The organism is Anoxybacillus sp. P3H1B, assembly GCF_001560855.1.
Classification (GTDB): Bacteria; Bacillota; Bacilli; order Bacillales; family Anoxybacillaceae; genus Anoxybacteroides; species Anoxybacteroides rupiense.
This window is the reverse complement of record NZ_LPUG01000015.1, coordinates 124,461-138,003: the sequence shown is the minus strand read 5'-3', so window position 1 is coordinate 138,003 and position 13,543 is coordinate 124,461. Positions and strand designations below refer to the sequence as shown.

The 13,543-nt window shown below is 45.9% G+C and carries 10 protein-coding genes and 1 riboswitch; of the genes, 1 reads left to right on the top strand and 9 read right to left on the bottom strand.

The window, feature by feature from the left end; genetic code table 11:
- Nucleotides 1-9: 9 nt before the first annotated feature.
- The 4 genes from thiM to AT864_RS09820 form a co-directional block, all read right to left on the bottom strand.
- Nucleotides 10-819 (bottom strand): hydroxyethylthiazole kinase, encoded by an 810-nt coding sequence (thiM, locus tag AT864_RS09835; protein ID WP_066148681.1) that lies wholly within the window; start codon nucleotides 817-819, stop codon nucleotides 10-12.
- 82 nt (nucleotides 820-901) lie between these two features.
- A riboswitch (TPP riboswitch) is annotated at nucleotides 902-1,013 on the bottom strand.
- A 51-nt stretch (nucleotides 1,014-1,064) separates the two neighbouring features.
- Nucleotides 1,065-2,087, bottom strand: coding sequence for a glycosyltransferase family 2 protein (locus AT864_RS09830; RefSeq protein WP_066148679.1), 1,023 nt, complete (start codon nucleotides 2,085-2,087; stop codon nucleotides 1,065-1,067).
- 13 nt (nucleotides 2,088-2,100) lie between these two features.
- The gene (locus tag AT864_RS09825; protein ID WP_066148678.1) at nucleotides 2,101-3,768 is read right to left on the bottom strand and encodes a DUF6044 family protein; all 1,668 of its coding nucleotides are present in this window, start codon (nucleotides 3,766-3,768) and stop codon (nucleotides 2,101-2,103) included.
- Nucleotides 3,769-4,076: 308 nt separating this feature from the next.
- The gene (locus AT864_RS09820; protein WP_066148676.1) at nucleotides 4,077-6,410 is read right to left on the bottom strand and encodes an FdhF/YdeP family oxidoreductase; all 2,334 of its coding nucleotides are present in this window, start codon (nucleotides 6,408-6,410) and stop codon (nucleotides 4,077-4,079) included.
- A 468-nt stretch (nucleotides 6,411-6,878) separates the two neighbouring features.
- On the opposite strand from AT864_RS09820, the gene fdhD reads away from it, so the two are divergent.
- Nucleotides 6,879-7,622 carry a formate dehydrogenase accessory sulfurtransferase FdhD gene (gene fdhD, locus AT864_RS09815; protein WP_066148738.1) on the top strand — a complete coding sequence of 248 codons (744 nt, stop codon included), beginning with the start codon at nucleotides 6,879-6,881 and terminating at the stop codon, nucleotides 7,620-7,622.
- 380 nt (nucleotides 7,623-8,002) lie between these two features.
- Here the strand turns inward: fdhD and AT864_RS09810 are convergent, their stop codons facing one another.
- The 5 genes from AT864_RS09810 to AT864_RS09785 form a co-directional block, all read right to left on the bottom strand.
- The gene (locus tag AT864_RS09810; protein ID WP_044746457.1) at nucleotides 8,003-8,758 is read right to left on the bottom strand and encodes a LamB/YcsF family protein; all 756 of its coding nucleotides are present in this window, start codon (nucleotides 8,756-8,758) and stop codon (nucleotides 8,003-8,005) included.
- Nucleotides 8,733-9,725 (bottom strand): biotin-dependent carboxyltransferase family protein, encoded by a 993-nt coding sequence (locus tag AT864_RS09805; protein WP_066148674.1) that lies wholly within the window; start codon nucleotides 9,723-9,725, stop codon nucleotides 8,733-8,735. Before AT864_RS09805 ends, AT864_RS09810 begins: the two co-directional genes overlap by 26 nt.
- Nucleotides 9,706-10,407, bottom strand: a complete 702-nt coding sequence (pxpB, locus tag AT864_RS09800; protein WP_066148671.1) for a 5-oxoprolinase subunit PxpB — start codon at nucleotides 10,405-10,407, stop codon at nucleotides 9,706-9,708. The genes AT864_RS09805 and pxpB overlap by 20 nt, the downstream gene beginning before the upstream one ends.
- Nucleotides 10,407-11,939: a bifunctional ADP-dependent NAD(P)H-hydrate dehydratase/NAD(P)H-hydrate epimerase gene (locus AT864_RS09795; protein WP_066148669.1), complete on the bottom strand. Its 1,533-nt coding sequence runs from the start codon at nucleotides 11,937-11,939 to the stop codon at nucleotides 10,407-10,409. Before AT864_RS09795 ends, pxpB begins: the two co-directional genes overlap by 1 nt.
- A gap of 334 nt (nucleotides 11,940-12,273) precedes the next feature.
- Nucleotides 12,274-13,335: a LysM peptidoglycan-binding domain-containing protein gene (locus tag AT864_RS09785; RefSeq protein WP_066148665.1), complete on the bottom strand. Its 1,062-nt coding sequence runs from the start codon at nucleotides 13,333-13,335 to the stop codon at nucleotides 12,274-12,276.
- Between the last annotated feature and the right edge of the window lie 208 nt (nucleotides 13,336-13,543).

Sequence of the window (13,543 nt, the reverse complement as noted above, 5' to 3'; positions counted from 1 at the left end):
CTCTCCCCTTCATTCAACTTTGGTAAAGGATCCATATTGACTAATGGCCTCCGCGCCAACTTTGGCCAACTGATTTAAAAAGGCGATTTGAAAGCTTCCAGGCCCATACTCTGCCGCTTCATCAGCAGCTAGTTGCGCCGCCACGCCATAGCTGACAAGCGCCGCTGTTGCCGCTGCTGCATAGTCCTTTTCAACAGCCGCAAACGCTCCGATTACAGATGTGACAAGGCAGCCTGTCCCAGTGACTTTTGTTAACAGCGAATGACCGTTATGAACCACATAAACCGTCGCTCCGTCTGTGACAACATCGTCCTTTCCGGTAATAGCGACTGTCATTTTTAACTGCTGTGCTGCTTTTTTCGCTAGTGCCACCACATCGCCGCTTCCTTCGGCGGCATCCACTCCTTTAATCTCCCACCGCTCGCCGATAACATTCGCGATTTCTGCTGCATTGCCGCGGATGACGGCAATATTTAATTGACGGACTATTTTTCGGGCGGTTTCCGTGCGATATGGCGTCGCTCCCGCTCCAACCGGATCGAAAATCACAGGAACTCCCTGTTCATTTGCTGCCTTGCCGGCAATCAGCATCGCTTCAATTTCCTGTTCATTTAGCGTGCCGATATTTAAAACAAGCGCTCCGGCAATTCGCGCCATATCCGCTACTTCTTGCTTGGCATAGGCCATCACTGGTGAAGCGCCAAGCGCAAGCAGACCATTTGCTGTAAAATTGGTCACAACTACATTTGTGATGTTATGCACAAGTGGATTAGCCTTGCGCACTTGATCGAGTACTTCTGCCACATGTTGCAAATTCATCTTTTCCATCCTCTCCCTTATTCGTTTGTCCAGCTGGATTTGCAAATAAAAATGCACTTTGCGCGTAAGCAAAGTGCATCTATATCGCCTCTATCACTTTCCCTACGCTGGCATTACCCAACAGGTTCAAACGGTCAACGGCGGATGATAGCCGTACTCTCAGCCTGATTCCACAGACTCCCGTATCCTTTTCACTGTTTACAAGCACAGTCTACCCCTTCTCGCCCGAGAATGCAAGCAAAAAATTATGTGCTCCCTCCCGGCAATGATTCCGTTCTTCTTGGCTCTTCATGAAACGAGGAAGATCGCGGCAATGGCAAATTAAATAAATCTAAATCCACAATATAACGAGGGCGCCGTTTCGTTTCTTTATAAATCTTTCCGATGTATTCACCGATTAGCCCAAAAGCAATCAGCTGCAATCCTCCAAGCAGCCAAATCGATGTAATCAACGATGTCCATCCCGTTTGTGTGTGACCGGTCCATTTTAAAAACAGGAAGTAAGCACCAAATAACAGGCTGACAAAAAAAGAAACAAACCCGATCATGGAAATAAAACGAATAGGTGTCACACTAAATGACGTAATACCGTCAAGAGCAAAGGAAATCATTTTTTTTAGCGGATATTTTGTTTCACCGGCAAGTCGTTCCTTTCGATCATAATAAACAACAGTTGAACGAAATCCAAGCAATGGAACAATTCCTCGCAAAAATAAATTGGCTTCTTCAAATCGTTCCAGCTCTTCAACCGCCCGCCTGCTCATCAAGCGGTAATCGGCATGATTATATATAAGGTGAACGCCCATCGCCTTCATCATTCTATAAAATCCCTGTGCTGTATGACGCTTGAAAAACGTATCTGTATCGCGGCGGTTGCGAACCCCGTATACAATCTCATACCCTTCATGAAATTTTTGTACAAACTGGCGGATGACCGACACATCATCCTGTAGATCGGCGTCAATGGAAATGATACAATCTGAGCGAGTTTTTGCGGAAAACAAACCAGCTAATAACGCATTTTGATGGCCGGCATTATGGGCAAGCTTGACCCCTTTGACCTCCGGATAATGCAAACTCGCTTTGTAAATGATCGTCCATGTTGCATCTCGGCTTCCATCATCGACAAATAGTAAAGCACTATATTCGGAAATAAGCCGCTCCCTGACAAGCTGCTCGCGCAGTTCGCGCAGCTGCCGAATCGTTTCCGGAAGCACTTCTTCTTCGTTGTAGCAAGGTACAACAATCGTTAATACAGGTTCGCTCATGATGCTCTCCTCCCTATGATGCTAGTTTGTATAAATAAATCGTCCATGCGGATTCCTTGGAATGAAACACTTTCTCAAGCCGTAGCTGATTTTGGGCTGCGTTTTCGATCGGAAGCGCCGAAAAAATATAACGGCCGCCCATCTTGCGGAATACATCGGTATTCAGCTCTAAATGTTGAATTTTCTTCTTTGAATTCTTTTTAAACATGTAGTGCTTGCCAAGCTCATCGACAAATAAATAGCAACGGCCGCCCCACTTATCGAAATACTTGCGCAGCGTCTGGTTTTTTGCTAGCTCAGGAGCAATGATTTGCCGAAATTGATGTTTATATTCAAGCGGATAAAAATTGTTGTACGTATCCAGCGTATAAAAGCCGTTATATTGAGCAATGGCCGGATGAATGCCGATGCTGGCAACGCGGTATGTATCAACGGGCCGCGCGATATAACGTTTAATTTCCGCGAATTGTTTTTCAGCGTAGAACTGGCGAAACGACGGCTTATTTTGATACATAATTTCTTCGTTAAATATAGCTAAAATAAAAAGCTGCAGCGCAAGCGCCAGCCACACAACATTTTTCCATGCTTTAGCATGCTGCCATATGATTCGCAATGAAAGAGCAAACAATACGTAAATCACCATAGGTCGCAAGAAGTGATAGCGGGCAAAATTAAACTTATTAAGAAGATCAAACCGTTCTGTAAGTGGCAGCCACCCTCGATAAAACCAAAACGCATACCACAGGGAAAGGGCAAAGTTAAGCACATGGAGAAATAAAAACAGCTTTTCTTGCCGCCATTTCTTCCTTTTTCCCACAAAATACAAGGCGAAAAGCGTGATTGGTAAAATCACGAGTCCGTGCACGGTCATGACATGCGTATGACCAAGAATATAATTTTTAAATGTCAAACGAACCGCACGCCAAAAAGAAAGATCAGCATGAAAATATTCATCGCGGCTTGTTGGCTCTTCGGAAAATAGAAGTGAATGAACAAGCCGATAATCAACGGCTAAATATAACACAGTCATATAGATGATGGCGGCCAAAAAGCGCAGATTCCATCTTTTATACCTCAATGCATCCACAAGCCACCAAATGCCCAGAGCACTGAGGAAAAAGAAGAAACCAAGTACAAGACCAGAGTATAGCGGCAATAGTGTAAGCACGAGATAATCCACCCACGACCGCCTGCCAGCGCGAATATTTAAAAACGCCCAAAGTGCCAGCGGCATACCAAGAGTGCTTAACATTCCGGACGGCCAAAATGGTGTTAATGCAAAAGCAAGTGCTACACCAATGCGAATCCATGCCCATTCTTTCTCCCTCATAACATGCGTTTTCAGCAATAAGTACATTCCGATAAAAGCAAATACCCTTGTAATCAGCTGGCTGAGTCCATAAGCATAAATCGATGGAAATAACGCATGGAGCCATACGATTCCACTAAATTCTGTTCCAAAGGCATTTCGCGGCAGACCGTTAATGATTTGCGGAATGACCGCCCCCACCGGCCCAAACAGCTGACCGCTGTTGGCGAGCACCTTGTACCAAGCGATGTTGGAATCTAAATTATCATGTACTCGCATATGCGCATTCTCGCCTAAAATAAAATAAGGCGATACAAACAAAGCGATCACAAGGAATGAGAAGAGCAAAAGTCGCTTTTCTGTTATCGTCATTTCTTCTCCTCCTCTTGTCTGATCATGTTATTTTTATCTTTTAACAAAAAGAGGAAATTATACAGAAAAAAATTGCATGTATAGCAAAAACGTGCGGCTCGATCGTCTCTATACTATGGACACAACTCTATGAGCCGCCTTTGTTCTCAAGAAGCACCATGCATATCAAGTGTGGTCTAAGTCGATACAACCCCTTTCATCGTTGCGTCCTGCCTCTCTTTTGCTGAACCCCTAACATTTCGGCGCTTGATGCCCCCATAAAAAAACAGCGCCATTCCCTCTTATTTGGAATGGCGCTTTCGCAAACGTTATTCTACATTTAATTCGAGCTCTTCAATCCGTTTTTCTGCATAGTTTTGATCCTTTTGCGCATGATAATGCTCCGCTTTTTCAACGATGGCCACCGTATTGTATTCCGGAATGTGCGCGTACGTTTCATACACTCCTTTTGGAATGAGCACATTTCCCTCCGGCCAATAGACGGCGATGTTGCCGCGTTTGACGTCCGCGTATTTGGCGCTCCCCTGCATCATGCCATGCCGGTTGTACACAACGATCGGTTCACCGTCGCGAATATGGAGCGATTTGGCGTCTTCTTCGTTCAGCAAAATATCATAACGGTCGGCGTTATTAAACGGGTCTTTCTCGCTATAGACCATCGAGTTGAACTGCTTGCCCCGCCTTGTTGTGACAAAAAAGCTGCCTTCCGTCTTGCGCAGCTCTGGCAATTCGATCGGAATAAGGTTTCCGCGGCCGTCTGGGGTCGGGCATATGCCGCCTTCACAAAGCCACGCGCCGCCCCATTGAAACACATCACCTTTTTTCCGCAAATGTTGAATGCCGTCGTAGTTTCGGTTGGCCACCGCAATTTCGTCGCGAATTTGCTGGGCGTTTTGAAACTCGATGAGATGCTTTTGTTCCGGCTTGACTCTAGAGGCGAGATCAACATAAATTTCCCATTCCGCGCGCGCTTCCTCAATGCGTGGGCCGTCAATTTCCGGGCTGAAATAGACCATCCGCTCTGTGCTGGTCGAGGTACCGCCACCCGGCTGCTCGTATCGCGTCATCGCCGGTAAAATAATCACCTCTTCCTTCGCATCTAAGAGTGTTGAAGTATTGAAAATAATATCTTGATGCACGCGCAGCTCCAACTGTTCAAGCGCCTGGCGAACGAAATCAGGATTCGGCATCGTCTCAAGAAAATTGCCGCCGCTCGTATACATCAGCTTCATTTTTCGTTCATGACCATCTGGAAGCAAGATGTTTTCAATCGTTTGTCCGATTGTGTCCCCTTGCCAGCGAGGAATCGGAAAGCCCCATATTTGTTCAAGACGGGTAATATTTTCCTCATCAAATTCGCCGCCCGGAAGAACAAATGGGTCAGCCCCCATTTCCCCCGAACCTTGCACACCGCTATGGCCGCGAATCGGCATGACGCCGCAATGCTCACGTCCGATAAACCCGCGAAGCAAGGCAAGGTTAACGACTTGTGACACATTATCCGTACCGAACCGGTGCTGAGTCAATCCCATGCTCCAAACAAATACAGCTGACTTGGCATTAGCCAGTAATCTAGCAAACTCATACATTCGTTCCTTTGAAAGCCCCGATGACTGCTCAAGCGTCTGCCAATCATATTTCGCGACATGCGAACGCAGCTCGTCAACACCGTTCGTGTGTTTGGAGACAAACTCCCAATTAATTGCATCCTCCATCTCAAACCAATGCTTGATAACTCCATTTATAAAGGCGATATCTCCGCCAATATGGACTTGATAAAAATCATCTGCGATTTTTGTTCCGAATAAAGCGCTTTCCCAAATGGACGGAATCCAGTAGTTTTCCATAGCCGGCTCACGGTACGGATTCACAACGATGATTTTCGTGCCTGCTTTTTTCGCAGCGTACATATATTTCGTCGATACCGGCTGGTTGTTGGCAGCCACAGATCCCCAAAAGACAAGAACATCTGTGCCGATCCAATCTTTATAGCTGCAGCTTGATGCACCGATTCCAAGTGAACGCTTTAACGCTGTTTTGCTTGGTGAATGACAAATGCGTGAAGCATTATCGATGTTGTTTGTTCCTAAAAAGCGCGCTACCTTGGCGGCAGTGTAATACACTTCATTCGTAATGCCGCGCGCTGTCAAATAAAAAGCGATCTGTTTCGGATCAAGTGAGCGGATTTTTCGGGCAATCCGTTCAAGCGCTTCATTCCAACTAATTCTTGTAAACTTTTTTTCTCCTGGTTTTCGTGACAGTGGATAGGGAATGCGGCCAAGCTTGCGCAGCTCTGTACTGTCCATTTTGCGCAGCTCCTCCACATCTTCCAGCCATTTTGGGTCCATTGCTGGCATCGTATTTAGACGAAGTACGTTTAAACGAGTCGTACAAAGATGCGGACCTGTCAATGTTTGATCATGAAGTCCGGATACACCGAGCGCACAACCATCGCATACTCCCTGCGTTAAAATGCGGTAGGCATAAGCAAGCTGGTCTTTGTTTTCCAGCATCACTTTTAAAGTATCACGGAGATGATGAGGCTTTATCTTTCCAACTCCCATCGGCAAAAGGCTCGCCCAAAGCGAGGGTTGGGGACGCTGATTCAGTTTGATTGGGCCGGTGTGTTTCGTTTTGCCCATCTTCGCTCCTCCTTTTTATTGGTCATCCTATTTTCGAAACATTCCTACATTTTTATGGTATTATTATATTATATCATCCCTTCTTATTTCCTCAATCAATATGCAGCTGATCCTTTGAGCATGATCAATAAAAAGGAGAGGATGAATGGTATAAATCAGCGATCCTGATCCGACCAGTCAAACAAGAAAAACATCACTTCATTGAATAGAGTAAATCAAAGGAGAATTCGATGGTTTCGACAGTCGCAGGCAAGTTCTTGACTTGTTTCTCATGCCTGCCCACGGAAGGAAGAAAGATGGGCACATTCCATTGGAGTTCTATCACCACACAAGAGGACATCTCTAAAAGGAAAAGGGTGAAAGATTCACCCGGCTTTATATACGCCTAATAGCTTCGGGGTTATATATGAAAAGAAGGTGAAAAGGGTGAAATCGAATATAACGACTGCCAAGCAAATCTATAAATATATGGAGGGAGAACTTCACGAGCAAGAGGACGCCATTGTTCTTGAACAGCCATTGACCATTATCGTGAATGGAGAGGAGTTTGCCACGCTCGTTTGTTCGCCAGAGCACCTTGATGAGCTTGTTCTCGGCTTCCTTGCTTCTGAAGGAGTGATTCGTTTCCACGATGATATTCACCAACTATCCATTGACGAAGAGCAAGGGTTTGCCTATGTTGATCTGTCCGTACCTCTAGCCCCAGCTTCTTCTTTTTCCAAACGGTTCATCGGCTCATGCTGTGGAAAAAGCCGACAGTTTTATTTATTAAATGATGTAAAAACAGCAAAAACGATTACAACCTCCACACGCATCCGCGTTGAGCAATGCTTCGCTCTTATGAATACATTGCAAAATGAAAGCACGGTTTTTCGCCATACAGGAGGAGTGCATAATGCAGCCTTATGCAATGAAGAAGGGATGATCATCGCCCGCTCTGATATCGGTCGTCACAATGCTCTTGATAAAATTTATGGCTATTGTTTGCGCCATGCGATTCCGATGCGTGACAAGCTCGTCGCTTTCAGCGGCCGCGTATCTTCGGAAATATTGCTGAAGGCATCGAAAATGGGGGCAGGAATCGTACTTTCAAAATCGGCCCCGACCGATTTAGCGTTACAGCTTGCCGATGACTTGCACATGACCGTTGTCGGCTTTATTCGCGGAACAACCCTCAATATATACACCCATCCGGAACGGATTATTGTATAACAACCGGCTTCTGTTCGTTTGAAACGAATCTAAAGAAAAAGTTCGGCTGTTACGACCGAGCTTTTTCTTTGTAACAAACAAATGAAAGCCAAATACTAGCAGCCATAAGAACGGTGTGAAAAAATGGTGTAACGAAATGATGAAACTACGATTGATGAAAGGTGACTTCCATCATGTTCTATGATGCATTGTCCCACCTCTTTCTGAATCCAAACGTTGCTCAAAGCTTATAAGTAAAGGAATGGTTTCTATATCCTCCGCCATTCGCTAGCGGCCTTGCCACATCGCTTTTGCGCTTCCTTTGCCGCGAGAATCCGGACGAACGGACAGACAGAAAAATACATTTACCGTGAATGACGCCGGAATATATCACGTTTTCGTTATCCAATCGCTTGGATTTCAATCATTGCACCATGCAACGCTTGAACTAACCGCTTCGCAAACGAAACGGCTTGACTCCCGTCACCGTGAACACACACCGTTTCTGCCACAATTTCCACATCAGTACCTGCAAGCGAACGAACACAGCGTTCGCGCACCATTTTCACCACTTGACGCACCGCATCCTCTTCGTTCGTAATCAAGGCCCGTGGATGACTTCTTGGAGTGAGTGAGCCATCTTCTTGATAGGTCCGGTCGGCAAACACTTCATTTGCCGTTCTCAAACCAAACCGTTTGCCGGCACGAATCAGTTCGCTTCCGCTAAGCCCATATAAAACGAGCGACGAATCCACATCCCGCACCGCTTGAGCGATCGCTTCCGCCAATTCTGCATCTTTCGCCGCCATATTATACAAGGCGCCGTGCGGCTTGACATGAGAAAGCCGGCCTCCTTCCGCCTTGACAAATGCCGACAGCGCTCCAATTTGATAAACAACGTAGGCATACGCCTCCTCAAAAGTGACATGCATATGGCGGCGTCCAAAGCCAAGCAAATCAGGAAAACCAGGATGTGCACCGATCGCCACTCCCTTTTCAAGCGCCATCTGCACGGTTTTCCTCATGACAACCGGATCGCCGGCATGAAATCCGCATGCTATATTAACGGATGTGACATAGTGCAATATTTCGTTTTCGCCAAGCTCATATATACCAAAGCCTTCACCAAAATCACAATTTAAATCGATTTGCGCCATTTATCTCCCTCCATTTTTGGCGGATGATCGCTCTTGAGTACATCATCTCACGCTCGCGCTGGATGTATAATCGCTGCGCTTCCTGCCAAGATGATGGTTGAAAGCGAATGCGATCGCCAGGGCGCGCTTGTGCTAAAATTGGCAAATCGACAGCTAATACTTGAGCGATACGCGGGTAGCCGCCGGTTGTTTGCCGATCCGCCATTAACACAATTGGATCGCCGGACGCGGGCACTTGTACGGTTCCAAACGTCACCGCTTCTGAAACGATCTCTTGGTCCACACTTCTCTGCAACTTTTGACCTCGCAGCCGGTAGCCCATCCGATCAGACTGTGTCGTGACTTCATATACTTCGGTAAAAAAATGTTCAATGCTTTCTTTTGTAAACGTGTGGAAGTCTGGTCCTTCTACGGCACGAATCACTTTTTCTTGACTGTTGATATATTGACGTATAGAAAAAGCGATTCCCCATGAAGGCGGCCATTCTGGCAAACAAGGAGCTGGCCGCAGCGAAAGCTCATCATCTTTTTGCAAAGGGCGGCCATAAAAGCCGCCAATAGCGGCTTTCGTGTAGGTTGAACGGCTGTTCATCAGCGGCGGAACATGCAATCCTCCAGAAACAGCGACATATCCCCGATAGCCTATCCGACAGGCGCCAATGGCAAGTATATCGCCCGGTTGTACCATAAACGGCTGCCACAGCGGTACGGACTGATCGTTCAGTTTGCCAGAAAATTCGCCGCCGCAAATAGCGACAACCGTTCCTATTTCAAAACGCAGGGTCGGACCCAGCATGGTTATTTCTAACACGGCTTCATTTGCTTCGTTTCCGACTAAAAAATTAGCAAGGCGGCTCGCAAAATCATCCATAACGCCGCTGACCGGCACACCGTCTTTTTGACCCCCCCATCTCCCCAAATCTTGTACAGTTGTGAAAAAGCCTCCATCAAGAACAAAAATCCCCATTATTTTTCCACATCCTATATTCTTTCTCCGTCATCGGATGAAACTGCACAACATCTCCAGCTTGCAACAAGCTAGGAGGCTGCCGCTCTGCACAGAATAAAGACAGTGGAGTTTTCCCGATAATTTGCCATCCCCCCGGTGTAGCAAGCGGATATACTCCCGTCTGGCGGTCGGCAATACCGACAGATCCCTCTGGGACAAGCAAGCGTGGAACAGCGCGGCGCGGGGTGGCAAGCTGCGATGGCAGCCCTCCCAAATACGCAAATCCTGGAGCAAACCCAATCATATATACTTTATATGTTCCTGCCGAATGAAGACGAATCACCTCTTCCTCCGTTATGCCATGATACTGCGCTACTTCTGGCAAATCAGGTCCGAACTCTCCCCCATAACAAACCGGGATTACCACCGTGCGTCCTGCTAAAGCTGAAGCCGCTCTCTCCATTCCTTCCACTTTCTCGCTGATGTCTCGGCTTGCTTGTTCATATGTCCCAAGCACAAGCGGGTTGTAATAGACCGTAACCGATGAAAAGGCAGGGACGATATCTATGATCCCTTCCATCGCTTCACAACGGAGCAAACGAGTTAGTTTTTGAACGCGCTCATGTGCTTCGTCGCTGATCTCATTCGAAAAGCGAATCGTCAATGCATTCTCGCTTAATGGAAACATCGTATATCTCATCATTTTTTCCCTTTACATAACGAAGATAGGACGTTTGGAATGGCGCTGATTACATCGGTCGCCAGCACATCGAATGGCGAATGCTTCGTTTTCACTAAAAAATCAGCTGCTTTTCCATGCACCCAAACCGCATTGCTGATCGCCGCTTCAAGCGAACGATGCTGCATCAAAAACGCAAGAATCATTCCTGTAAGCGCATCGCCGCTTCCCCCTTTGGCCAGAGCCGGATTCCCCGTCGTATTGATATACTGCTTTCCATCAGGGGTAGCGACAATCGTATAAGGCCCTTTTAAGACGACGTAGATCCCATAGTCAATGGCCATTTGTCTGCTTACTTGAAAGCGGTCATTTTCCACCTCGCGAATCGATAGGCCAAGCATGCGCGCCATTTCTCCTGGATGTGGGGTCACGATCGTGGGGCTTGTTCGTTTTTTCAAAAAACGAGCGTAGTCGCTCCAAAAAAATAAGGCATCGGCATCAAGAACAACTGGCACTTCTTGGGCAAGAGCCGCTTGAACGATCGGTTTCGTTCCTTCCAGCCTTCCCATCCCCGGCCCTATAGCGATGGCATCCATATCCAAATGGATCAAATCGATCTCTCCAGCAAAGCCGCCATTTTTCGCTGAACAAGGATGATACATCGCTTCAAGCACGCCGCTAGCCACCACAGGATAAATCGTTTCAGGAATGGCCAGCGTCAAAAGTCCCGCCCCGCTCCGTAAAGCCGCCTTTGCTGCCATCATAACGGCGCCGGTCATCCTTTGAGAGCCTCCAATAATCAATCCCTTACCATGCACTCCTTTATGTGAGGCGCGCTTTCTTTCTGGGAGCGTGCGGATGACGTCCTCTTTCATCCATACTTTACGGAAAGCCGCATGGTGCTCCGATGAACGCGGAGGGATCCCGATATCAACCACTACTAATTCACCGTAATAATCAGCGCTTGGAAATGTATAAGCGCTCAGTTTTGGATATTGTATCGTAATCGTCATATCTGCATAAACAGCCGCTCCTATCTCTCCACCGTCAGCCGGAACACCGCTTGGAACATCAATAGCATATACAACTGCGTCATGATGATGGTTCATCGCATCGATGATTTCTTTATAAGGCGATTGGACTGGCCCTTTCACACCGATTCCGAGCAGCGCATCAATCAAAACGTGATAGCTCAGCATTTGCTGAAAAAATAACGGCTCATTTCCGATAAAGCTTTTCACCTCATAACCGCAATTTTCATAGATTTCAAGCGCTTTTTTGGCTGCTCCTTTTATTCTTTCTTTTGGGGGAATAAGCCATAAATCAACGGTATAGCCCCAGCTTTTCAACACTCTTGCCATAATAAAGCCATCCCCTCCGTTATTGCCCGCACCTGCTAACACAGCAATACGCTGAAACGGAGAAATGCGCTCAAGCAGTACTCTAGCAGCGGCTTGTCCGGCATTTTCCATCAATGCTTCTTCACTGATTCCTATATGCTCGATCGTATAGCGGTCAATGGCATACATTTCAGCTGCTGTTACCACACGCATGATCGTTCGCCCTCCTTCTCCAACGATTCACTATGAAATTCCTCTTCCCCATACGTTGTGAAAATCTCCTCAATAAACATGTTAAATGATTCTCCGTTTAACCGAAAAACCCTTTTGTAAAGCAGACGGGTTTTTCGGTTTGAAATTAAAAAAGCTTCAAGGGCCAACCCTTGAAGCTTCTTCTTTTTATATGAGGTTCTGAGCTGAGATTCTGATACTAGTAAATGCATTTCAAAGCGTTTGACTTTTCTCTTTTATCACTTTTCCATTCATTAATTAGGAGGAAACTTGAAGATGAAACAAAGCCGTTTCAACTAATAAATGTTTAAATAGATTAGTTGAGAACGCGTACAGCCTTTACAAAACGCTCTTGCCAATAGGCCATATTGATTGATACATACGTGACACCTTTTGAAGTGGTGGCATTGAGCATTTGCCCGCCGCCTGCATAAATGCCGACATGGTTGATCGTTCCATTGAAGTCTGTATCAAAGAACAACAGATCTCCTTTTTGAAGCTGGCTGATCGAGATCGGAGTCCCTACTTGCGCCTGCGCCGATGAACTGCGTGGCAGAGCAATTCCTGCTTCACTAAATACTCTCATGGTAAAAGAAGAGCAATCAAACGCATCGGTGCGGGATGGACTAGCACCATATAAATATTTGGCTCCTAAATACTTTTCGCCGATTTGAATAATTTTATCAGCTAAAGAGAGAGTCGTTGGTTTTGTGTTGTTTTGCACCGGATCAGCAGAAACTTTTTCGTTTGAATAAGAGACCTTTTGCGGCTGTTCATTTTTCGCTGTGCTGGAAGACACTGCTTGGTTTTGTTCGGCAACACTGACTGGCTGTCCTGCCACCTTAATGGACTGGCCAGCTCGAATCAGATTAGGATTAGCAATCTGCGGATTTAACGCAAGCAACGAGCGAATGGTAGTTTGAAACTTTGCCGCAATGCCAGAAAGTGTGTCTCCTTCCTTTACAATATAATAGCCATTCGCAGAGGACGGCGCAGTAGATTGGGTAGATGATGATACCTGTTTTACTAAATAAACAATTTGACCCTCCTTAATAAAATTCGGATCAGAAATTCCTGGATTCATTTGCAATAATGAATCTACCGTTATATGAAATTGATTAGCAATCTCGCTCAATGTATCGCCTTTTTTCACTACATATGTATCTTCTTTCTCACTCACTTTTAATGTTTGGCCAGGAAAAATAAGATCAGAAGTTAAACCGTTCATTTGCATTAATGTTTCAACCGTCGTATGATACTGGTTCGATATGTTCCAAAGCGTATCGCCTTTTTGAACTGTGTAACTGCTAGCAAAAGCTGTTTGTCCTGCTAATAAAGACGTGATCAGTGTCCCTGTAAAAATCGCCGTTTTTTTCATGTTGCTCCTCCCGATGTATTGATAGTCTCCGTTTCTACGAACATGGATCATTATATTAAAAGAAAATGGCGAATCAATGACAAAAAGAATAAAAAGCAGTTACAAATCTATTACGATTCCATTACAAGCCTTTTGTCTTTGATTCTCCCTAATTCTATCAATCGCCTATCTCCTTTGCCGGAATATCGCCGAAAACTCTATTTTCATA